This is a genomic window from Testudinibacter sp. TW-1 (genome assembly GCF_050613185.1).
Taxonomy (GTDB): domain Bacteria; phylum Pseudomonadota; class Gammaproteobacteria; order Enterobacterales; family Pasteurellaceae; genus Chelonobacter.
Window position 1 is genome coordinate 1772553 of sequence record NZ_CP192511.1, and the last position, 23971, is coordinate 1796523.

Consider the following 23971-nt stretch of genomic DNA (forward strand, 5'->3'; position numbering starts at 1 on the left):
ACTATATCAATCCGATTTTACGTGCTTTACTGATCGCTTTAGTACGGTTACACACGGTGAGCTTGCGGTAAATATGGCGGATATGCGTTTCAATAGTATAGCGTGATAAATATAATTGATCGGCAATTTCCTGGTTGCTTAATCCGTTGGCGATGTGTTTCAAAATTTCATTTTCTCGCGTGGTCAGGCAGATATTATTGTTTTCTTCCTTAATTTGTTGGTCAAAATGAGTAAATTTATTGCAGAGTGGTAATAAATTGATTATATGTTTGGTGATAAACGGATCGATCACCACACCGCCTTGCAAAACATTGCGAATGGCGCTCAACAATTCAAAATCCTCCCTTTCTTTCAGAATATATGCCGTTACGCCGGCCTGTATCGCATTGATGATGGTCGTTTCACGATGACTTGAGGAAAGCACCAACATTGGCGGTTTATTATCTGAGGTGTTTAACGCATTGATGATACTTAACCCGTTTCCATCGGATAGATCCAAGTCGATAATCGCAAAAGCGATATTTGTTAAGTTAATGCCAATCGTGCTGCTAATGGATTCGGTAAAAATTAAATCGGATGATTTATACCCAAGATTTAACAGCAATGCATGCAATCGCTGTTGTATCTGTATGTCGCTTTCTACAATAAGCAGGGGAGCAAGTAAATTCAGCATAAGTTTTTCCTAACAACCTGTTTTTATTTTTAGTATTTTTAATAACTTAATCAAATGCGGGGCAAATGATGATAAAGGAAATGATTTCAAACATATAAAAAGAGCCGTGATAATATAGTAAATAACGCATTTTTACTATCACAAAAATTAGCTATATCCGTATTGTCTCTATATTTGTAACTTGCCGGTTTTCAGCAACTCCATTATTACCGTTACATAAATTTTACTTGCATTGTTTTTAATTTAATATTTGTGGGGTATTTAAAATCACAGGATTTTGTTATATGCGCTTGCTTGTAACTATGTTCTAATCAAATAATTATAATTCTCAATGTTGAGTGGGAAATGAAAGTTTTAATCGGCGTGATAGCCTTGCTAATTGTTGCCGTGCTGGCGGTTTTTATCCTCGGGGCGATTAAAGATAGCATTTTTATCCATTTTAATGGTAACCCATATGATGAATGATTGTGATGGATTTAATTAAAAAATCACTAGATTTCTTAAACGAAAATCACGGAGTCTAGTGATGTTTTTGAATATTGTTTTGTTGTCTAATGCTTGGCGGATATTTGTTTTTAATTTGAAAATAGATTTATCCGTTGGTTATTTCTATAAGCTTAATTAATAACGTGCGTAATTAATTTAATCGTAAAGGAACAATGCATTATGAAACATTTTAAAAAACTCACAATTTCCAGTTTGGTATTATCTGTGTTATCTGTAGGCGCTTATGCTGAAACAACTTTTAAGACTGATACGGAAACCGTTTCGGCTAATGAAATTATTATTACATCCGGTAATGAGGATAGTACCAGAGTTACACTTAGAAGTGATAATAAGACAGCTTATCTTGAAATTGAAGCGTCGACCCCGCCTCTTCGTTATACGACGAAAAACATTGGAGAATATCTCCGACAAGACCAATTCAATGCAACAGATGATGTGGTTTTGATTGGCTCAAAAGGGGTGACGAGCGCTGGCGTAACAATTCATAATGTTGCAGGCGGACAATTGGATAAAGATAGCAAACAAGCCGTCAATGGCGCTCAATTATTTGAGGTGAAAAAAGATTTGGCTGAAACGGAAGATCAACGAAAAACCATGGCAATTAACCTGAATGGCAATAACGTCAAAATCGGTAACCTGGAAGAACAAGCACAAAAACACAAGGGGCAGCTCACTCAATTGGAAAAACGCGCCGGCGAGGCCGACAGCAAATTCGAAGAAGTGCGCCGAGGTTTTGAAACGGTGAGTAACACTTTTGCAGCCAATGATAAGGCAATCAAAGAAGGTTTTACCCGCGTTGGCGAAGCAATCCGAGAGAACGAAGAAAAAACTCAGCAGGGCTTTGCGCGTGTCGGTGAAGTGATCCAAGCAAACGAAGAAAAAAACGAACAAGGCTTTGCGGCTGTGGGCAAACGGCTTGAAGCAACTGACAAAAAAGTTGAAGTGGTCACCAAAGCATTTGACGGTTTGAATAAAGCGCAGCAAGAGGCACAAAAAGAAAACGGCGAGAAATTTGTTGCTTTGGATAAACGTGTTGGTGCCGCCAATGTTGAATTAGGCAAAATATCTGCCTCACTAAACAAACAATTGGAGAATGCCACTGGACGTATCGGCGCTTTAGCCAACCAAGTCCAACACCATGATACGCAACTGAAATCCTTGGATAAAAAAGTATCGCAAGTGGACAGAAAAGCCCAACAAGGTATCGCGGCGGCATTGGCGGTGGCGGCAATTCCGCAAGCCGTGTTGCCAAATGAAAACGTGATCGCTTTCGCTGCCGGTAACTGGAGAAGTGCAAACGGGATGGCGATCGGTTTCTCTCATGCGTCCGGCAACGGCAAATGGTTGTTCAAAGTCGGTGCGGTTAATGCCGGCAATAATTATGGCGCCAATGCCGGTATCGGTTACAGATGGTAACACCGGTTTGCAACCGCACTTGATATTGTCACAGCCCGTTATTAAAGCAAATAACGGGCTTTTTTGTGTTTGTTAAACGGAGCGTTCGACGGCAACCTCCCGTTTTCCTCAACATAATTGAGTATTTTTATAAAAAAAGTTGAGTAATTGAGAGATATTTTTAAGGAAGGGATTAATATTTGCCTGATTTTGAGCTATATTAGATAAGATAATTTTTAGCATTTTTATTACAAATTCTTAAAGAAACAGGGTAAGTTTTAAAATTCCTTTGTTTTTAGCTAGTTAGTTTTTAGCGGCTTGGTTTTTTATCGCTTACTTGGCTTTGGGGGATTTGGCAGCAATGCCGATTCTCAATGTTTTTTCATCAACAAAAAGGAAATGACCATGTCCGAAACAGTTAAAAATGACGTGGATGCAGTTGAAACCAATGATTGGCTGTTGGCAATCGATTCTGTAATCCGTGAAGAGGGGGTTGAACGCGCCCAATTTATCATTGAACAAATCATGCAACGTGCCAGAGCCAACAGCGTTTCTCTGCCGAGCGGCGTGACCACCGACTATATCAATACGATTCCGACCAGTGAAGAACCTAACTATCCGGGCAATTTGGATTTAGAACGCCGTATCCGTGGCGCGATCCGTTGGAATGCGATGATGATGGTGTTGCGTGCGTCGAAAAAAGATTTGGAGCTGGGCGGGCACATGGCGTCTTTCCAATCGTCGGCAACCATTTATGAAGTCTGCTTTAACCATTTCTTCAAAGCGGCGACAGAGAAAAACGGCGGCGATTTGGTGTTCTTCCAAGGTCATATTTCTCCGGGGATTTATTCGCGTGCGTTCTTAGAAGGGCGTTTGACCGAAGAGCAACTGGATAATTTCCGCCAAGAAGTCCACGGTAAAGGCATTTCCTCTTATCCGCACCCGAAATTAATGCCGGAATTCTGGCAGTTCCCGACGGTTTCTATGGGCTTAGGGCCAATCAATGCGATTTACCAAGCGCGTTTCTTAAAATATTTGCACAACCGTGGTTTGAAAGATACTGCCGATCAAACCGTTTATGCCTTCTTAGGTGACGGTGAAATGGACGAAGTGGAATCACGCGGTGCGATCTCGTTTGCGGCACGGGAGAAACTGGATAACTTGGTGTTTGTGATCAACTGTAACCTGCAACGTTTGGATGGTCCGGTTACCGGCAACGGTAAAATTATCCAAGAATTGGAAGGTCTGTTCACCGGCGCAGGATGGGAAGTGATCAAAGTGATTTGGGGGCGTCGTTGGGATCGTCTGTTACAACGTGATACCTCCGGTAAATTACTGAAATTAATGATGGAAGTGGTTGACGGCGATTACCAAACCTTTAAATCAAAAGACGGTGCCTATGTGCGTAAATACTTCTTCGGCCGTTATCCGGAAACCGAAGCCTTGGTTGCCGATATGACTGATGATGAAATTTGGGCGCTGAACCGTGGCGGTCACGATCCGATTAAAGTGTTCGCCGCATTCAATAAAGCGAAAAAAGTCCAAGACAAACCGGTGGTATTGTTGGTGAAAACCATCAAAGGCTACGGCATGGGCGAAGCGGCGGAAGGTAAAAATATCGCGCACCAAGTGAAGAAAATGGATATGTCCGGTGTGCGTCATGTGCGTGACCAATTCTCTATCGAATTGAGCGATGAAGAAGTCGAAAAACTGCCGTATATCAAATTTGCCGAAGGCTCGGAAGAGTACAAATACCTGCACCAACACCGTCAAGCGTTGAACGGTTATTTGCCGAAGCGTTCGCCACGTTTCACAGTCGAGCTGCAAGTGCCTGAATTGGAAGAGTTCGCACAATTATTTGAAGCGCAAGCGCGTCCGATTTCAACCACCATGGCATTCGTGCGTTCATTAAACGTATTGTTGAAAAATAAATCCGTTGGCAAACACATTGTGCCGATTATTGCCGATGAAGCGCGTACTTTCGGGATGGAAGGCTTATTCCGTCAAATCGGGATCTACAATCCGCACGGTCAAAACTATACTCCGCAAGATCGCGAGCAAGTTTCTTACTACCGTGAAGCGATTGACGGGCAAGTGTTGCAAGAAGGGATCAACGAGCTGGGCGCAACCTCATCTTGGTTAGCCGCGGCAACTTCTTACAGCACCAACAATATGCCGATGATTCCGTTCTTCGTTTACTATTCGATGTTCGGTTTCCAACGTGTCGGTGACTTAATGTGGGCGGCGGGCGACCAACAAGCACGCGGCTTTATGATCGGCGGTACTTCCGGTCGTACTACGCTGAACGGCGAAGGTCTGCAACATGAAGACGGACACAGCCACATTCAGTCGCTGACTATTCCGAACTGTATCTCTTATGATCCGGCGTTCGCTTATGAAGTCGCCGTGATTATGCAAGACGGGGTGCGTCGTATGTACGGGCCTGAACAAGAGAACGTTTACTACTACATCACGACCCTGAACGAAACTTACGACCAACCGGCAATGCCGAAAGGCGCGGAAGAAGGCATCCGTAAAGGGATCTACAAATTTGAAACCGTCACCGGTCAAGGCAAAGGCAAAGTGCAATTGCTGGGTTCAGGCGCGATTTTACGCCATGTACGTGAAGCGGCGAAACTGTTGGCTGACGAATACGGCGTAACCTCCGATGTGTATAGCGTACCGTCATTTACCGAAGTGGCGCGTGAAGGTGCGGATGTTGATCGTTGGAATCTGTTGCACCCGACCGAAAAAGCACGCTTACCATACATTGCGCAAGTGATGAACGACGCGCCGGCAATTGCGGCAACCGATTACATGAAACTGTTCGCAGAACAAGTCCGTCCGTTTATTCCGGCACAAAGCTACCGCGTGTTGGGTACCGATGGTTTCGGACGTTCCGACAGCCGTGAAAACCTGCGTGAACACTTTGAAGTGAATGCACACTATGTCGTGGTTGCTGCGCTGAGCGAATTGGCGAAACAAGGTGTGGTTGAGGGCAAAGTCGTCGCTGACGCCATCAAGAAATATGGCATTGACGCAGAAAAAATGAATCCGCTGTATGCTTAATTGTCATTAGAGAAAGGAAAAATTATGTCTAAACAAATTCAAGTACCGGATATCGGTAGTGATGAAGTCACGGTAACCGAGATTATGGTCAGCGTTGGCGACAGCGTTGAAGTTGAGCAAAGTTTGATTAATGTTGAGGGCGACAAAGCCTCAATGGAAGTGCCGTCACCTGAAAAAGGGGTGGTCAAGGAAATTTTAGTTAAAGTCGGCGATAAGGTCTCTACGGGGTCGCCAATGATGGTGTTTGAAGATGCGGCGGCAGTTGCTGCACCTGAAGCCAAAGCGGAAGCGGCGCCTGTTGCCGCACCTGGGGCGGCAAGTGCGGTTGTCGATGTCGTTGTGCCGGATATCGGCAGTGATGAAGTTAACGTCACCGAAATTATGGTCGGCGTGGGCGACAGTGTCAGCGAAGAACAATCACTCTTGACCGTTGAAGGCGATAAAGCCTCAATGGAAGTGCCGGCGCCGTTTGCCGGCGTAGTGAAAGAAATTTTGGTTGTGGCGGGTGATAAAGTTTCAACCGGCTCTTTGATTATGCGCTTTGAAACCGCGGCAAGCGACGTGCCTGCCGTAGCCGAAAGTGCGGTTGCGGCTGCGCCTGTGGCGAGTTCAGCACCGTCAATCGTTGATGTCAATGTGCCTGATATCGGCGGTGATGAAGTTAACGTCACCGAAATCATGGTCAGCGTCGGCGATACTATTGCCGAAGAACAATCCTTGATTACCGTGGAAGGCGACAAAGCTTCGATGGAAGTACCGGCACCGTTCGCCGGTGTACTGAAAGAAATTTTGGTTAAAGCCGGTGATAAAGTCTCAACCGGTTCCTTGATTATGCGTTTTGAAGTTGCGGGTGCAGCCCCTGCACAAGCGGCAGCGCCTGCGGCGGCGCCGGCGAAAGCGGAAAGCGCCCCGGTGCCGGTAACAGCGCAAGCAGCGGCTTCTCAGCAAGATGTGACCGCAAGTGCGGTTTTTGCCCATGCAACGCCGGTGGTTCGCCGTTTGGCACGCGAATTCGGTGTCAACCTGGATAAAGTCAAAGGTAGCGGACGTAAAGGACGTATCCTGAAAGAAGACGTGCAGGCGTATGTCAAAAATGCCATCAAACTGGTTGAGTCCGGTTCGGTTGCGGCAGCAGCAGGTGCGGCGCCAGCGGGAGCCGGTTTGGGCTTGTTGCCTTGGCCGAAAGTGGATTTCAGCAAATTCGGCGAAACCGAAGAAGTGGAATTGGGCCGTATCCAAAAAATTTCCGGTGCCAACCTGCACCGCAACTGGGTGATGATTCCACACGTAACCCAATGGGACAAAGCGGATATCACCGATTTGGAAGCATTCCGCAAAGAGCAAAACGTGTTGGCTGAAAAACAAAAACTGGATGTGAAAATCACGCCGTTGGTGTTTATCATGAAAGCCGTTGCCAAAGCCCTGGAAGCTTATCCGCGCTTTAACAGCTCAATCTCCGAAGACGCCCAGCGTTTGACCCTGAAAAAATACATCAATATCGGCGTGGCGGTAGATACGCCGAACGGTTTGGTTGTCCCGGTATTTAAAGACGTAAACAAAAAAGGCATTATCGAATTGTCACGCGAATTAGCGGAAATCTCGAAAAAAGCCCGTGCAGGTAAACTGACCGCGTCTGATATGCAAGGCGGCTGTTTCACCATTTCCAGCTTGGGCGGTATCGGCGGCACGCACTTTACGCCAATCGTAAATGCACCGGAAGTGGCGATTTTGGGCGTATCTAAATCGGAAATGACGCCGGTTTGGAACGGTAAAGAGTTCACCCCTCGCTTGATGTTACCGTTGTCATTGTCTTATGACCACCGCGTGATTGACGGCGCAGACGGCGCGCGATTCGTCACCTTTATTAACGGCGTATTGTCCGATTTACGCCGCTTGGTGATGTAAGCACTATTTTCGCCTCTCTGCACAGCGGTAACGTAAGAGAGGCGTGATTGAATTCGTGTTAAAGTGCGGTTTGCGCACTCAACCAATAAAAGAGGTTATCATGAGTAAAGAGATTAAAACGCAAGTTGTGGTATTAGGGGCGGGGCCTGCCGGTTACTCGGCGGCTTTCCGTTGTGCCGATTTAGGTTTGGATACGGTGATCGTCGAGCGTTATTCCACGCTGGGCGGGGTTTGCCTGAATGTCGGTTGTATTCCGTCTAAAGCGTTATTGCACGTTGCCAAAGTAATTGAAGAAGCCAAAGCGTTGGCAGAACACGGGATCGTATTTGGCGAGCCGAGCACCGATGTGGAAAAAATCCGCGGTTGGAAAGAAAAAGTGATCAACCAATTAACCGGCGGCTTGGCAGGCATGGCGAAAATGCGTAAAGTGCAAGTGGTGAACGGTTACGGCAAATTCTCCGGCGCTAACTCCTTGATCGTTGCCGGTGAAGAAGGCGATGTGACGATTAAATTTGATAATGCGATTATCGCCGCGGGCTCTCGTCCGATTCAATTACCCTTCATTCCACATGAAGATCCGCGTATTTGGGATTCGACGGACGCGTTGAAATTGAAAACCGTACCGGAAAATCTGTTGATTATGGGCGGCGGGATTATCGGTTTGGAAATGGGAACGGTTTATCACGCGTTAGGTTCAAAAATTGACGTAGTCGAGATGTTCGACCAAGTGATTCCAGCGGCGGATAAAGATATCGTTAAGATTTATACCAAACGTATCGAGAAGAAATTCAACCTGTTGCTAGAAACCAAAGTGACCGCGGTGGAAGCGAAAGATGACGGGATCTATGTTTCGATGGAGGGCAAAGCCGCCAATGAAACCCGCCGTTATGACGCGGTATTGGTCGCAATCGGCCGTACGCCGAACGGTAAATTGATTGACGCCGGTGTTGCCGGGGTTGAAGTGGATGAGCGCGGCTTTATCCGCACCGACAAACAAATGCGCACCAATGTCGATCATATTTTTGCGATTGGTGATGTGGTTGGTCAACCGATGTTGGCACACAAAGGCGTACACGAAGGACACGTTGCCGCGGAAGTGATCGCGGGCAAAAAACACTACTTCGATCCGAAAGTGATTCCGTCGATCGCTTACACCGAGCCGGAAGTGGCGTGGGTTGGTAAAACCGAGAAAGAGTGTAAGGCCGAGGGGAGCAATTACGAAGTGGCAACCTTCCCATGGGCGGCTTCCGGTCGTGCGATTGCCTCTGACTGTTCCGACGGGATGACCAAACTGATTTTCGATAAAGATTCACACCGTGTTATCGGCGGCGCAATCGTCGGTACTAACGGTGGCGAACTGTTAGGTGAAATCGGCTTGGCAATCGAAATGGGCTGTGATGCGGAAGATCTTGCCTTGACCATTCACGCGCACCCGACCCTGCACGAATCCGTGGGTTTGGCGGCAGAAGTGTTCGAAGGTACCGTAACCGATTTACCGAACGCCAAAGCGAAAAAGAAAAAATAGTTGAGGTCATCAACTAATCTCATTGAAAACCGTAGATCCTCTTTGATCTGACCCCACAAAGTTGGACTGCTTAATGAACGGATTGAGTTCGATATTGTATCGGGCTTAATCCTTTTAATTTTCCCTGAATTCTTTCAGTATTGTAATACTCAATATATTGATGAACCGCCTGCTCAATGTCATCTGCCGTATCAAATTGCCGAACATAAAAACATTCTGTCTTCAGCCTGCCGAAAAAACTTTCCATTGCGCCATTATCCAAACAATTTCCCTTTCTCGACATACTGATTTGAATCTGATTATCTGCCAATATCTTGCGATAAGACGGCATTTGATACTGCCAACCTTGGTCTGAATGTAATATCGGCATTGCCTCCTTCGGTAACTTATTCACGGCTTGTTGTCCTTTGGGCTTATCAATCAGTCCATTTATGCCAAATTTATTGAACCGTTGCAACCATTGATAAACAACACTGCCGTTTGATACGCCCAATTTCAGTGCAATTTGGTCAAAGGTCAGTTCGGTGTGTTGTAAATATTCAATGGCTTTCAGCTTATCTTCAAGCCTATATTTTCGTGGTATATGTAGGACGGCTAGCCCATCAAGACCGGAATATTGATATTGTGCAACCCAGTGACGAATACAGCGTGGTGCAACTTGAACGTGTTTTGATGTTTGACTGAGAGATTGAGCATGTTGAAAGTAATATTCAACGATTTGTTGTTTCAATACTTGGGTATATTTAGTCATAAAAATCTGCACCTTAGTCAGTTGGTTTTGCAGTCCAACTTTTGGGGTGCAGATCAGATTTGATATGCAAGGGATTTTTATTAGAAGCTATTTTTTAAATGTTCAGGCTAATCTTCTAACCCGAGAATTTGATTAACTTCACTCTTATACAACACCGCTTTGGCGCCAAAAATCGCTTGGATACCGCCGCCGACTTCGAGTACATCAATTGCACCAATCTTTTTCAAGCCGGCTTTATCCACTTTTTTCACGTCTTTGAGCGCCACGCGTAACCGAGTGATACAGGCGTCTACGTGTTCGATATTCTCTTTTTCGCCAAGTGCGGTGATAATTTTCACTGCATTCTCATGTAAGTCACTGTTGGCTGAAACCGCACTTTGGTTTTCTTCGCTTTGGCTGTCATCATCACGTCCCGGGGTCATCACATTGAATTTGATGATTAAGAAGCGGAAGGTAAAATAATACAGCGCCGCCCAGGGCAAGCCGACCAACACCACCCGAATCCAGTTGGTTTTATCGTCACCTTGCAAAATCCCGAACAACAGGAAGTCGATAAAGCCGCCGGAGAAGGTGTTACCAATAGAAATATTCAGAATATCAGCGATGTAGAATGATACCCCGTCGAAAAACGCATGGATCACATATAACCACGGCGCAACGAACAGGAACATAAATTCAATCGGTTCGGTGATCCCGGTTAAGAATGAGGTCAAAGCAACGCCTAAGAACAAACCGCCGAACAGTTTACGCCGTACTTTCGGTACGCAATGGTACATTGCCAAACAAGCCGCCGGCAAACCGAACATCATGGTGTCAAAACGCCCGGCAAAGAAACGCGTACCTTCGGTAAACAACCCCTGATGATTTGGATCAGCTAATTGGGCAAAGAAGATTTTTTGCGCTCCGGCAATCGCACTACCTGCGACTTGTTCCACGCCACCCAGTTCGGTGTACCAAAACAGCGGATAAATCATGTGGTGCAAGCCGATCGCACCGGACAAGCGCATTAAGAAACCGTAGAAAAATGTGCCGATTGCGCCCATTTTTGCAATTCCTTCCCCGGCACTGACCAGCCAACCTTGGAATGTCGGCCAGACTAAGAAAAAGAACACACCGACAAAAATTGCGGCAAATGCAGTCACAATCGGTACAAAGCGGGAACCGCCGAAGAAGCCGAGCATTTGCGGCAATTGGATATTGTGGTAACGGTTATGCAGCCATACCGCCAGCAAGCCCATCACCAACGAGCCGATCACCCCGGTGTCAATACCACTCGCCTCAGGAGTAAAAATCGCTAACAATGCGCTGATGGTACCGGTCATAATCAAATAACCGACCACCGCCGCCAATGCTGCCGTACCTTTATCACGGTTAGCTAAACCAATGCCCAAACCGATACACAATAACAGCGCAAGATTGGCAAAAACCACGGTTCCTGCCGCCGCCATCACTTTAAAGATACTCTGCAAGAAATCGTTATCCAAAATCGGATAAGCTAAAATCGTGGTTTGGTTCGACAGTGCGCCGCCAATCCCGAGCAACAAACCGGCAGCCGGTAAAATAGCAATCGGCAGCATAAAGGCTTTACCGACTTTTTGTAGTGTTTTAAACATATAAGCCTCCTTTTTACTTACAAATAAAAAAGATGAACCGCTCGACTATTCATCGTTGAGTCCATCTTTGATTTTTAAAAAACGTGAATTATATCCGCAAGTGCGGTATGCGGTAACTTACAGATAGTTGGCTTTCAATTCTTTTGCAACGGCTACTTGTTCCGCGGTTAATTCTTTGGTCATCGGTTCGCGGCAATAACCTGCGTCTACGCCATCCAGCTTCAACAACTCTTTGATGGTCAGATATAAACCGTTGCCCAAAATACCTTCGATTAAATCATTGGTAACGTGTTGGATTTCTAACGCTTCCTCGATCTGTCCGGCTTGCGCTTTTTCAAAGATTTGACGCGCACGGATACCGTTGACGTTGAAGGTACTGCCGATTGCGCCGTCCACGCCCAATACCGCGGCAGGTAACATCATTTCGTCGAAGCCCGCCCAGATTAAGTGGTTCGGATAGGCTTTTTTCAAGCGCTCCAACAGATAGAAGTCACCTGCGGTGAATTTTACGCCGATGATTTTTTCGTTTTCATACAATTCGCCGAATTGCGCTACGCCGATATTCACGCCCGTTAAGAACGGAATGGAGTACACGATCATGCGGTTGCCGGTGGCTTCGATAATAGTGTTATAGAAGTGTTTGATTTCGGCAAAGCTGAATTTGTAGTAGAACGGTGTCACCGCAGACAAACAGTCATAGCCTAATTCCGTGGCATATTTACCCAATTCAACCGCTTCTTTCAAATTCACGCTGCCCACTTGTGCAATCAACGCGATTTGATCTTTGGCTTCATCTTTGGCAATGCGGAAAATTTCTTTTTTCTCTTCGGTGGACAACATAAAGTTTTCACCGGTGCTGCCGCCGACATACAAACCGTCCACTTTCATTTTATCAATGTTATGGCGCACGATTTGACGCAAGCCTTTTTCATTAATGGTTCCGTCCTCATTGAATGAAACCAGCAATGCGCTGAAAATACCTTTTAAATCTTTCATGAAATCTCCTAAAAATTAGATTATTTAATACGTTGTTCAAGAATAACGTTTAATGTTTTTTGTTTTTTACTCATCGAATTATCCGGCTCTGCTTGTACCAACAGGGCGTAGATTAAATCCATGACAAATAACTGGGAAATTTTGGTACCGATGGAGTCGCCTTGCAGTTGCCCTTGTCGATTGCCGTTAATCAGCACATAATCCGCAACTTCAGTAATCGGCGAACGTAGATTATGGGTAATCGCAATGGTTTTTGCCCCATTGGCTTTGGCGATTTTTAATGCTTGTGTGGTTTCGATTGAATAACCCGAATGGCTGATACCGATCACAATATCCTGATCATTCATCAAGGAAGCCTGCATATACATAAAATGGTTGTTGGTGAGTGCATCCACCTGCAAGCCGATACGCAAGAATTTATGTTTGGCATCTTCCGCGGTCAAACCGGACGAACCGACACCGAACACGAAAATCCGTTTTGAACGGCGAATGGCCTCGACCGCTCTTTCCAATTCATTGAAATCCAATAAATTGATAGTTTCGCTAATCACATTCGACAGCACGCTTTGCAGTTTCAGCGCAATTTCACTCGGCTCATCCTCACCGCCAATTTGAGTGTCTAACAGCGAACCGTTCTCTTTGTTTTGGGTTGCCAACTCAATTGCCAAATCCAATTTAAAATCGGTATAGCCTTTAAAGCCTAAGGTACGACAAAAACGAATAAAAGTGGCTTCACCAACATCCAGTTTCGCTGCGACTTCAGATAATGAACATTGATTTAGTAAATCCGGAGAGGTCAGAATCGCGGACGCAATTCGTTTTTCCGTCTTTGTCAAACTGCTTTGCAATGCACCTATGGTATCTAAAATTTTTCCACCTTGATTCATGACATACTCCTATCGATCAAATTTTATAATAATGTATAAGGAATTTTGACAACCAGTTTTTTCACCTTATGGCTTTGTCCCGCCACATTACAGCCCGGTTTATGCGGCTCATACGGGAAAAATACGGCAAACATTTTCGGTTGCAATACAATACTGTTTTTATTCTCAATTTCTACCGCTGTCAATTGGTAATCATCATCTTCGTGATAAGCTTCATAATTACTCAGATCCGGATTGCCGACGCCGAATTCTATTTGCTCCGTACCGGAGATTAACACTTGTACATCCAGATAACGGTGGTGCAATTCCGCTTTTTTACTCGCCGCCTCTGCCGTGTCAAATTCCATCACGTTCATGAAAATATCGGCAGTGATGTCGTGGCGTCCCAATTCCAACGCCGCCAAATCTTGTCGGTTTAAATAATCGCACACGTCTGCAATTACCGCCGGCAACCCAAGATTTACCTGTTCTTTCGTCAAATCAGCCAAAATCATATTTCAGTCCTTACCTTTTGTTTTTTAAACTAGCCTGCATCCAAAGTGCGGCGCCTACCAAGCCGGCGTCTTGCCCGCAAACCGCGGGTACGACATCGGTGTGATAAAAGTGCGGTAACCGCCGTAGATATTCGCGCACTAACGGTAGATAACCGTCGGCCAAACCGACGCTGCCGCCCACGGCAACCCGCTGAATATCATTACTAATCACTAAATCGGCAATCAGATTGGCAATTGCCAGCGCCGAACGCTGCACCACCGCAACCGCTTCAGGCACGCCTTGACGGAAACGTTCGAACACTTCTTTCGGTTCGCACGGATTTTCCCACTGTGCCGCCGTGGCTTCAATCGCCCTGCCGGCGGCAACCGCCTCCACACAACCCCGTCTGCCGCAGCCGCAAACCGGACCGTTCGGATCCGCCAACGTATGCCCGATATGACCCGCCACCCCATTTGGACCGATTTGCAATTCGCGGTTCAGAATCATACCACCGCCGACACCGGTCGAAACCGTGATAAAAACAAAATTATCCACTTTTTCATCCAGTAATGCATATTCTGCATAAGCGGCTGCCTGCACGTCATTTAGCAAACCTATCGGATGGCGGGTGTGTTTTGCGATAGTGTCACGCAACGGGAACTCCGCCAAACCGCCCAAATTTTTCGGATTAAGTGCGGTCAGGACACCGTTATTGATAATCCCGGTCGAAGCAACGGCAACCGCGTCAAACATCCCGTTATAATGCCGTAATAATTCGGACAGCACATTTGCCATACCTTCGGCTGATTTATCCTGCGGCGTTTTTATCTGTCGGCGCTGTTCAACGACCTTGCCCGTCACCAACGCGCTGGCAATCTTAGTTCCGCCAATATCTATCGCCAAACAACATCTCATCTTTTCCGAACCCCTACTCTTTGCGCGTTATTTTACCGCATTGATTTTATTCACGAACCAGCTGACGATATGCTCCAAACGGGTCAATGCCGAACCGACCGTCACGGAAAATGCGCCGTTTTCGATTGCCAACGCCGCCAATTCCGGTGTGTTGTAACGCCCTTCCGCCATAACGCGGCAACCGGACGCTTTCAGATCTTGCACCAATTTAATATCAGGATCTTTCGGAATTGCGCCGCCGGTATAGCCCGACATCGTACTGCCGATTAAATCCACGCCTAAATTCTGGCAATACATCCCTTCTTCGTAATTGGAGCAATCCGCCATTGACAAACACCCCAATTCCTTAATTTTGGCAACCAATACGTCACGCGTTTCAGGGCGCACGCGATCGGTGCCGTCAAAGGCGATAATATCCGCCCCGGCCGCCGCCAGCGCTTCCACATCATGTAAAAACGGCGTAATCCGCACCGGGCTGTCATCCAGATCACGTTTCACAATGCCGATAATCGGCACATTCACCTTGCTGCGCGTGGCTTTTAAATTCTCGATACCTTCAATGCGCAAGCCTGCCGCGCCGCCGTTCACCGAAGCTTGCGCCATTGCCGCCACGATTTCCGGCGAATCCATCGGCCCATCATCGACCGGTTGGCAAGACGCAATTAATCCCTGTTCAAGTGTTGCCAAGATTTGTTGTTTTGTAAGTTTTGACATTTTAACTCCATGCATTATAGTGCCAAAGAAGATTAACTTCATTGAACATAGAGTAATACTTCATTTCAAACAGAACAAGAGAAATCGTTGCAAAATGAGATCTAAGTCAAATTTAACTTCCAGAAAACATTTTGCTTGTATGGTTAAAAAAAGAAAACCGCAATTGACCGCACTTTTTCCGTTAAAAAGACTTATACTATATTTTCTTTTTTCGCTACGGCCTCAAGCAACCCCATGAACAAAAAATCTATCTATATTGCCTATACCGGCGGTACCATCGGGATGAAACCGTCGAAATACGGCTATGTGCCGCAGCCGGGCTTTATGACCAGCTATCTGGCCGCATTGCCGGAACTGCAACGTCCGGAAATACCGCACTTTACCGTACACGAATATCCCGAATTGATCGATTCCGCCAATATGACTCCGGCACACTGGCAGCAAATTGCCGACGATATCAAAAAACACTACGGCCGCTATGACGCGTTTATCATTCTGCACGGCACGGATACCATGGCGTACACCGCTTCGGCACTCTCTTTTATGTTTGAAAATCTGACCAAACCGGTGATTATCACCGGCTCGCAAATCCCCATTTCCGGGTTGCGCTCCGACGGTTTAAGTAATTTGCTGAATTCATTGTATCTGGCGGCACATTATCCAATCAGCGAAGTCACATTGTTTTTTAACAACCGCCTGTTGCGCGGCAACCGTAGCACCAAAAGCCACGCCGACGGTTTCGACGCCTTTTCTTCTCCCAATTATCCGGCATTGATTGAAGCGGGAATCACGATTTCCGTCAATAACGCCGCATTAAATCTGTTACCGCGCGGCGAATTTAAATTGCGCACCATCACGCCGCAACCGATTGGGATTGTGATGTTATATCCGGGAATCTCCCCGGAGGTGATTCGCAATGTCTTGCAGCAACCGGTGAATGGCTTAATTTTACTGACTTTCGGTATCGGCAATGCGCCGAATACGCCGGAAATTCTGTCGCTACTGCAACAGGCCTATGATGACGGCATTATCGTGTTGAACCTCACACAGTGTTATGCCGGGAAAGTCAATATGGAGAGTTATGCCACCGGTAATGCCTTGGCGAATGTCGGGGTGATCAGCGGTTATGATATGACGGTCGAAACCGCACTTGCCAAGTTACACTACCTCCTCAGCCAAGATCTCAGTATTGATGAGGTGCGGCATTATTTACGCCAAAATTTACGGGGAGAGCTCACACTTTAGTAATCTGTTTATGGGGAAAGTGCGGTTTACAATTGACATCTAACCGCACTTTGCTAGTATTTTCAGCGCGAAAGCTTATTCCATTTTATTATTACAACACTAACAGGAAAACAACGGACTAACGTTATGGACTATATCCAAGCACTCTTTAATATTATCGACACCCTGACTTGGGGCTGGGCGTTGATTCCAATGCTGATTATTTTCGGCCTATTTTTTACTATTATCGGTGATTTTGCGCAGTTTAAATACTTTAAACGGATGTTTAAATTTCTGCGTAATGAGCCGAATAAACACGGCAAAAACCAAATCAGCGGCCGCCAAGCGCTATTCGTATCTATCGGCGGACGCGTCGGCGGCGGCAATATCGCCGGGGTGGCGGTTGCCATCTCCATCGGCGGCCCGGGTGCGGTTTTCTGGATGTGGGTTGTGGCCCTCGTCGGCATGATGACCAGTATCGTCGAATGCACCCTAGCCCAATTATATAAACACAAAACCGCTGACGGACATTTCCGTGGCGGTTCGGCGCGTTTTATTCTGCACGGATTGGGCGCGAAATACCGTTGGATGGCGATCGCTTATTCGATCTGCTTAATGCTTTCTTTCTCGATCGGTTTCAACGCATTCCAAGGCAATACCGTCGCCGGCGCGGTGCTGGACAGCTTGCAAATTGATCGGATGTGGACAGGGATTCTGCTGGCGATTGTCGGCGGTGCGATTATCTTTGGCGGGATCACCCGGATCTCTAAAGTCTCGGACGTGATTATTCCGATTATGGCATTTGCTTATATCTTTATGGCATTAACCGTGATCGTGATGAACATCGGCGAAATTCCCGCGTTAATCATGACGATTGTTAAAAATGCCTTCGGCATTGATTCCGTGGTCGGCGGCGGCATGGGGATTGCGATTGCGCAAGGTATGCGCCGCGGATTATTCTCGAACGAAGCAGGCTTAGGCTCTGTGCCGAACGTTGCTGCTACGGCGCACGTCAGCCACCCGGTCAGCCAAGGGATTGCCCAATCATTATCGGTGTTTATCGACACCATCATTATCTGTAGCTGCACCGCTTTCATTATTTTATTGGGTAACGTTTACGTACCGGGTGCGGAAATCGACGGCGTAGTATTAACCCAACAATCCCTTGTCAGCCACTTCGGCGAATGGGCGAAATATTTATTAACCTTCTCGATTTTGTTGTTTTCGTTCAGCACCATTATCTACAACTATTACTTAGGCGAAAACGCACTGAGCTTCCTGTTCTACGGCAAAAAGGAGCAGCTGCCGATTCTCATCCTACGTTGTGTCGTGATTGTCGTATTGTTCCTCGGCGCAACCGCACCGGGAGCAACTTCGGTCTTCTTCTTCTCTGATCCACTGATGGGTTTGTTAGCCCTATTGAACTTGCTGGCGTTGATCATGCTGTTCCCACAAGTGGTACGCTTGATGAACGACTACCGCCGACAGCTAAAACAAGGCGTGGAAGAACCGGTCTTCAACCCTGAGCAATTCTCGGATTTGGATATTGATCGCGAAGCATGGAAAGTACAAAAATAACGTTCCTTGCGAAATAAAATAAGAGTAAAGTGCGGTTTGGCGGTGATGATCATCATGAGCCGACCGCACTTTTCAATGGTTAACAGATAAGAGGAGAATAACATGAATAACGTCACAATTTATCACAACCCGGAATGCGGCACCTCGCGCAATGTCTTGGCTTTGCTCCGCCATTGCGGCATTGAGCCGACGATTATCCATTATTTGGAAAATCCGCCCGATGAAACCGAACTGCGTAATTTACTGGAGCAGATAGCTATCAGCCCGCACGAATTATTGCGCCGTAACGTTGCGCCATATCACGATTTGGGACTGGATAAAGATAATGTCAGCGACGAACAAATTATTGCGGCAATGCTGCAAGCGCCGATTTTGATTAACCGCCCGATTGTCATCACGGAGAAGGGCTGTAAGTTATGCCGCCCGTCCGAAGCGGTGTTAGACATCCTGCCTATCGCCTTGCCTACTGTCTTCTACAAAGAAGATGGCGAAGCGGTTCATCCATTATAAGGCCGGCATAATCGCAAAAATAAAAAACCGTACAAGGGATTTGAGATTGCTGACAAACTGACTTCTCTCCCTCCGCGTGCGGAGGGAGTACCGTTTTTCGCAAGAAAAATGGGGAGGGAGGGGTAATATGAAAATGCAACATATTACTTTTTAACATTCTTTATGCCTCCCTCCGTCCTTCGGACACCTCCCTCCGTATACGGAGGGAGGGAAATGATTAGAGCAAGAGACTTTATCATCCGCCTGAAATCCCTTGTAGATCAATACAAGGGATTTGTTTTTTATAACAGGATGTGTATTACGCAAACGGATCACGTAAAATCATGGTCTCGACACGATCAGGGCCGGTGGACAGAATATCAACCGGTACGCCGGTTACTTCTTCAATCCGTTTGATATAATCGCGCGCGGTTTGTGGCAACTGATTAATATCGGTAACGCCGAACGTATTTTCCGACCAACCCGGTAAGGTTTCATAGATTGGCTCGACATTTTCCCAGTTTTCCGCCGCTGTCGGCGCATATTCCACGATGGAGCCGTCCGGCATTTTGTAGGCAACGCAGATTTTCAGTTGCTCAAATCCGTCCAAGACGTCTAATTTGGTCATGCAGAAACCGGAGATCGAATTGAGTTGAATCGCACGGCGTACTGCAACCGCGTCAAACCAACCGCAACGACGCGGGCGCCCGGTAACCGCCCCGAATTCATTGCCTTTTTTGGCAATTTCCACCCCAATTTCGTCAAACAGTTCGGTGGTGAACGGACCGCCGCCGACACGGGTGCAGTAGGCTTTGATGATCCCTAATACATAATCCAAGTGACGCGGCCCGTAACCGGCGCCTGTCGCCACACCGCCCGCGGTGGTGTTGGAACTGGTCACATACGGATAAGTACCGTGGTCGATGTCCAACATTGTGCCTTGCGCCCCTTCAAACAGGATATTGTCACCGTTTAAGCGCGCTTTGTCTAAAATGGTCGGAATATCGGCAACCATTGCAGTGATGATGTCGGCAATGGCAAAAATCTCAGTTAGGGTTTTGTCGTAATCAACCGGCTCGACTTTGTAATAATTGACTAATTGGAAGTTATAGTATTCCAAGATGTTTTTCAATTTTTCAGCGAAGGTTTCACGGTTGAACAGATCGCCGACACGCAAGCCGCGACGGGCGACTTTATCTTCGTAAGCCGGACCGATACCGCGACCGGTCGTCCCGATGGCTTTTTTGCCCAGCGCCGCTTCACGGGCATGATCCATCGCAACATGGTAAGGTAAAATCAGCGGACAGGCTTCGGAAATCAGCAAGCGTTCGCGCACCTTGACACCGCGGCTTTCCAGTTCGCCCATTTCTTGCATTAATGCCGCAGGGGAGAGCACCACGCCGTTGCCGATCAGGCAGGTGACGTTATCGCGCAGAATACCGGACGGAATCAGGCGCAAGACGGTTTTTTCACCGTTGATAATCAAGGTATGACCGGCATTGTGGCCGCCTTGATAGCGCACCACATATTTGACGCGATCAGTCAGTAGATCAACAATTTTCCCTTTTCCTTCGTCGCCCCATTGCGCGCCGAGGATTACAACACTTTTCCCCATAATAATTTTACCTTTTAAGATGTACGGATTCGCAACTGTTTACTTTACTATTTTCCGTTATTAACTACAATCAAAGTGCGGTATTTTCTTGTATTTTTTAAGTAAAAAACAACAGGTAAAAATAAAAGCCCTAGCGGCGGCTAGGGCTTGTTTAGTGCTGACATTCGTTTTAGTTTTCCGGTTGCATATAGCGGAAGAAATCGCTGCCCGGTTTTAGAATCATCATATTACCGGCGTTTTTAAAGCTCTTTTCATAGGCTTTCAGGCTGCGTACAAAGCTGAAAAATTCCGGTTCGTTGCGGAATGCGTCAGAATAGACTTTGGCTGCGGTGGCGTCGCCGCTACCGCGTAATTCTTGTGCCGTTTTATTGGCGTTTGCCAAAATCACCGTCACGCGACGATCAACATCGGCTTGGATAAACGCCGATTTCTCACGCCCTTGCGAACGGTGTTCCCGTGCGACCGCATCCCGTTCGGCGCGCATACGCTGATAAATTGATGTTGATACCTCTTGTGGCAGATTGATTTGTTTCACGCGCACATCAACCACTTGAATCCCTAAATCCGAAGCGCTGTCCGCCCCGCTGTTTAAGGCGTTCAAGGCACCGGTCATCAACTCGCCGCGCGTGCCGGAGACAATGTCTTTAATCGTTCTGGAACCGATTTCCGAACGCAAACGGTCATTGACTTTACGCCGTAACAAGTTGTCGGCATAGGTGTAATCGCCACCGCCGGTACTGGTGTAGAAACGCCCGAAATCGCTGATCCGCCATTTCACATAAGAATCGACCAACAAATCTTTTTTCTCGACGGTGACGAAGCGATCCGCTTGTCCGTCTTGGGTTTGGATTTTGGCATCCAGCACTTTGATATTGTCGATAAACGGCACTTTAAAGTGAATGCCCGGATTATAGATAGTGACCTTGTTATCGGCGTCACGCAGCACTTTGTTAAAGCGCAACATAATCCCGCGCGATCCTTCGTTGATCACCACAATACTGGAATACAGAATAGCCGCCAGTAGAATAATGACCGGCAATAAAAACTTACGCATTATTCGAATCTCCCTTGGCGAGTGCTGTTTTCATAGCGTTCTTCTTGTTGTGAGCCTATATAGCTGTTTTCATTATTGGTTGAAGCGGCAGGCGACGGCGTGCGAACCGGCGTATTTCGGTTTGCCGCACTACCCAGTGCGGTATTGGTATTCGCCCCTTTTGCTTGTGGCGCGTCTGTCTTTTCGACCGCACTTTCAGCCGCTTTTTTCTGATTCAACATTTGTTCCAACGGTAACACGGTCAGATTGTTGCCGCCGGTGGAATCCAACATCATTTTCGGGGTTTCCGCCATAATGTTTTCCATTGCTTGAATATACAGCCGTTCACGCAATAATTCCGGTGCGGCTTTATATTCCGGTAGCAGTTGTTGGAAGCGTTCCACTTCCCCTTGTGCGTCCAATACCACTTGTTCTTTATACGCGGTGGCTTGCTCGACGATACGCTGTGCGTCCCCGCGCGCAATCGGCTCGGCTTCACGGGCATAGGCTTCCGCTTGGCGGATAAAGCGTTGTTCGTCTTCTTGGGCTTTGATCGCGTCGTCAAACGCGTCTTTCACTTGCTCCGGCGGACGGGCGGACTGGAAGTTGACATCAATCACCTCTAAGCCCATGTCGTACGGCTTGATGACATTTTCCAGATAACGCCAAGTGTCTTCACGTACTACCGAACGCCCGGTGGTCAAAATATCGTCCATCGTCATGTGGCCGATCACATAACGCAGCGCGCTGTCGGTGGCTTGCGACAGGCTGTTTTCCGGATTGGTGACACTGAACAGGAATTTTTCCGGATTATTGACCCGATATTGCACCGTCATTTCCACCACGACCATGTTTTCATCTTGAGTCAGCATGCTGCCTTGGGTTTTCAGTTCGCTGATTTTTTCGATATTCACCGGACGGACTTGATCGATAAAGGTCGGTTTCCAGTTCAAACCCGGTTGCACAATCGAATTGACTTTGCCGAAACGCAACACCACGCCGCGCTCGGCTTCTTTCACGGTGTAAAAACCGCTGACGCCCCACACGATTGCGCCGATCACCGCCGCAACCGGTAACAGTTTACCGAAATTGAACGCCGGTGCATTATTGTTGGATTGACGGTTATTGTTTCCTCCACCGCCCATTTTTTTCAGCAGATTATTGAAAATATCTTCTAAATCCGGCGGACCTTGTTGTTTATTGCGTTGCGAATGTGGCTGTTGCTCGGGTTCAGGATTGTTTTGCCAATCTTGTTGCCCCGAATTGTTATCGGGCTTTTTTTGCCCGCTTTGCCCCGGTTTGCCCCAAGGGTCTTGATCTGAATTATGGTTGTTATCCGAACCATTCCACGACATAGTTGCGATTTCTCCGTCAGTTAAAAATAAGCGGCGTAACAAAAAATTGTAACAATCCGCTAACTCAAGCAGTTTTCGATTGTATCATTTACGCATAGGATTGCCAGTCTTTTTGCTGTAAGGGTTTTATTCATCGCGCCAACACAGCTCGGCAGGGATAATTTTATTTTGCACCGTTTTCTTATCCAGCAATTTCAGAATGGAAGCAAACAGTTGGTTGGCGATCTGTTGATGATCTTGTCGAATCGAATTGATATGAAACGGCAGGCAATTCAGCAGTTCATAGTCATCAAATGTCGCGAGGTGTAAGCGCCTTGAGCTAAGGTGATCCAACAGGTTTTTTTCGTTCAAAAAACGCAACACGCCGACCAGCAAGCCGTAAGAGGCAACAAAAATCGCCTGCGGTAAGCGGCCTAAATCGTGCAACAGTTCCGCCATCATTTGATAGCCCGATTCGGAATGATAATCGCGATGTTTTATCCAGTCATCTTGCAAGGTTAAACCGCCTTGTCGTAAACCGCACTTGAAGCCTTGCAAGCGCGCTTCGCTCGGTGTGAGCCGCAACAGACCGCCGAGATAATAAAACTCGCTTAAGCCGTGTTTTTTGATCATGCCGCTGACCATTTGCGTGACCGCACTTTGGTCATCTGTAATCACATAGGGCACATCGGCATCTCGGATAAAACGGTCTAACTGAATTGTCGGAATCGTGCCTAAGTGCGGATAGTGTCGTTTGCTTTGCTGAATCGGCGTGGTGATTAATAAATCGATTTGCCGTTCCAACAGGTTTTCAATCGCTTTGCTTTCCAAGTGCGGTTGCTCATCAGAACAGCTGATAATCAGTTGTAAGCCGTGGTTACGGCACAGTTTTTCCAAAATGCGGCTGGTTTGGGCAAAGCCGAAGTTGGAAAAATCGGGAATCACCAAACCGATGGTGTTCGTGCGCTGTGATTGCAACGCTTTGGCATAAATATTGGCGCGATAGTGATGTTGTTGCGCAATATCCAAAATTTTTTGCCGGGTTTCGTCTTTAATCCGAAACTCGTCGGCACGTCCGTTCAGCACCATGCTGACGGTGGTTTTGGAAACACCGCTGAGTTCGGCAATATCGTTCAGCGTACAGCGTTTGGGTTTAGCGATCATGTTTTCTTTATTGGTATAAACCGTAATTTCGTAGGGGCGGATGATATATCCGCCCGAACGGAATATTGCGTTTTTCTTTTGTTGATGAAATGCTTATACCGCACTTCGTA

General features: G+C 46.9%; 18 protein-coding genes and 2 pseudogenes. 7 read left to right on the forward strand and 13 right to left on the reverse strand.

Annotation, left to right across the window (positions count from 1 at the left end; genetic code table 11):
• Window position 1: 1 nt before the first annotated feature.
• Window positions 2-673, reverse strand: a complete 672-nt coding sequence (locus tag ACQ31U_RS08505) for a LuxR C-terminal-related transcriptional regulator (RefSeq protein ID WP_431051151.1) — start codon at window positions 671-673, stop codon at window positions 2-4.
• A 948-nt stretch (window positions 674-1621) separates the two neighbouring features.
• Between ACQ31U_RS08505 and ACQ31U_RS08510 the strand changes: the two genes are divergently transcribed.
• The 4 genes from ACQ31U_RS08510 (at window position 1622) to lpdA (ending at window position 9074) form a co-directional block, all read left to right on the forward strand.
• A complete protein-coding gene (locus ACQ31U_RS08510) occupies window positions 1622-2596 on the forward strand; it encodes a YadA-like family protein (protein ID WP_431051153.1) in 975 nt (324 codons plus the stop codon).
• A 384-nt stretch (window positions 2597-2980) separates the two neighbouring features.
• Entirely contained in the window at window positions 2981-5644 is a 2664-nt protein-coding gene (aceE, locus tag ACQ31U_RS08515) for a pyruvate dehydrogenase (acetyl-transferring), homodimeric type (RefSeq protein WP_431051154.1), read from the forward strand.
• Window positions 5645-5668: 24 nt separating this feature from the next.
• Complete coding sequence (gene aceF / locus ACQ31U_RS08520; protein ID WP_431051156.1) at window positions 5669-7549, forward strand: pyruvate dehydrogenase complex dihydrolipoyllysine-residue acetyltransferase; 1881 nt, start codon at window positions 5669-5671, stop codon at window positions 7547-7549.
• A gap of 100 nt (window positions 7550-7649) precedes the next feature.
• Entirely contained in the window at window positions 7650-9074 is a 1425-nt protein-coding gene (lpdA, locus tag ACQ31U_RS08525) for a dihydrolipoyl dehydrogenase (protein WP_431051158.1), read from the forward strand.
• Between the two features lie 70 nt (window positions 9075-9144).
• Here lpdA and ACQ31U_RS08530 read toward each other — a convergent pair.
• The 8 genes and pseudogenes from ACQ31U_RS08530 to ACQ31U_RS08565 form a co-directional block, all read right to left on the reverse strand.
• Window positions 9145-9477: pseudogene (locus ACQ31U_RS08530) on the reverse strand (transposase); the annotation flags it as partial.
• 12 nt (window positions 9478-9489) lie between these two features.
• Window positions 9490-9825 (reverse strand): annotated as a pseudogene (locus ACQ31U_RS08535) (transposase); the annotation flags it as partial.
• A gap of 107 nt (window positions 9826-9932) precedes the next feature.
• On the reverse strand, window positions 9933-11438 hold the full coding sequence (locus ACQ31U_RS08540; RefSeq protein WP_431051160.1) for a PTS transporter subunit EIIC: 1506 nt from the start codon (window positions 11436-11438) through the stop codon (window positions 9933-9935).
• Window positions 11439-11555: 117 nt separating this feature from the next.
• Window positions 11556-12434: an N-acetylneuraminate lyase gene (gene nanA, locus ACQ31U_RS08545; RefSeq protein WP_431051162.1), complete on the reverse strand. Its 879-nt coding sequence runs from the start codon at window positions 12432-12434 to the stop codon at window positions 11556-11558.
• A 20-nt stretch (window positions 12435-12454) separates the two neighbouring features.
• Complete coding sequence (locus tag ACQ31U_RS08550) at window positions 12455-13321, reverse strand: MurR/RpiR family transcriptional regulator (protein WP_431051164.1); 867 nt, start codon at window positions 13319-13321, stop codon at window positions 12455-12457.
• 23 nt (window positions 13322-13344) lie between these two features.
• Window positions 13345-13815: an N-acetylneuraminate anomerase gene (nanQ, locus tag ACQ31U_RS08555; protein ID WP_431051166.1), complete on the reverse strand. Its 471-nt coding sequence runs from the start codon at window positions 13813-13815 to the stop codon at window positions 13345-13347.
• 10 nt (window positions 13816-13825) lie between these two features.
• Window positions 13826-14710 carry an N-acetylmannosamine kinase gene (locus ACQ31U_RS08560; protein ID WP_431051168.1) on the reverse strand — a complete coding sequence of 295 codons (885 nt, stop codon included), beginning with the start codon at window positions 14708-14710 and terminating at the stop codon, window positions 13826-13828.
• Between the two features lie 27 nt (window positions 14711-14737).
• A complete protein-coding gene (locus ACQ31U_RS08565) occupies window positions 14738-15424 on the reverse strand; it encodes an N-acetylmannosamine-6-phosphate 2-epimerase (RefSeq protein WP_431051170.1) in 687 nt (228 codons plus the stop codon).
• 234 nt (window positions 15425-15658) lie between these two features.
• On the opposite strand from ACQ31U_RS08565, the gene ansA reads away from it, so the two are divergent.
• The 3 genes from ansA (at window position 15659) to arsC (ending at window position 18736) form a co-directional block, all read left to right on the forward strand.
• On the forward strand, window positions 15659-16669 hold the full coding sequence (gene ansA, locus ACQ31U_RS08570) for an asparaginase (RefSeq protein WP_431051172.1): 1011 nt from the start codon (window positions 15659-15661) through the stop codon (window positions 16667-16669).
• A 126-nt stretch (window positions 16670-16795) separates the two neighbouring features.
• Window positions 16796-18226 carry an alanine/glycine:cation symporter family protein gene (locus ACQ31U_RS08575; RefSeq protein WP_431051174.1) on the forward strand — a complete coding sequence of 477 codons (1431 nt, stop codon included), beginning with the start codon at window positions 16796-16798 and terminating at the stop codon, window positions 18224-18226.
• 102 nt (window positions 18227-18328) lie between these two features.
• Window positions 18329-18736 carry an arsenate reductase (glutaredoxin) gene (gene arsC, locus ACQ31U_RS08580; protein WP_431051176.1) on the forward strand — a complete coding sequence of 136 codons (408 nt, stop codon included), beginning with the start codon at window positions 18329-18331 and terminating at the stop codon, window positions 18734-18736.
• A 298-nt stretch (window positions 18737-19034) separates the two neighbouring features.
• Here the strand turns inward: arsC and purA are convergent, their stop codons facing one another.
• From purA to ACQ31U_RS08600, 4 genes are all read right to left on the reverse strand, one after another.
• On the reverse strand, window positions 19035-20330 hold the full coding sequence (purA, locus tag ACQ31U_RS08585; protein WP_431051178.1) for an adenylosuccinate synthase: 1296 nt from the start codon (window positions 20328-20330) through the stop codon (window positions 19035-19037).
• 169 nt (window positions 20331-20499) lie between these two features.
• Entirely contained in the window at window positions 20500-21384 is an 885-nt protein-coding gene (gene hflC / locus ACQ31U_RS08590) for a protease modulator HflC (RefSeq protein WP_431051180.1), read from the reverse strand.
• Window positions 21384-22718: an FtsH protease activity modulator HflK gene (gene hflK / locus ACQ31U_RS08595; RefSeq protein WP_431051182.1), complete on the reverse strand. Its 1335-nt coding sequence runs from the start codon at window positions 22716-22718 to the stop codon at window positions 21384-21386. The genes hflC and hflK overlap by 1 nt, the downstream gene beginning before the upstream one ends.
• Before the next feature lie 126 nt (window positions 22719-22844).
• Window positions 22845-23861 (reverse strand): LacI family DNA-binding transcriptional regulator, encoded by a 1017-nt coding sequence (locus ACQ31U_RS08600; protein WP_431051184.1) that lies wholly within the window; start codon window positions 23859-23861, stop codon window positions 22845-22847.
• Between the last annotated feature and the right edge of the window lie 110 nt (window positions 23862-23971).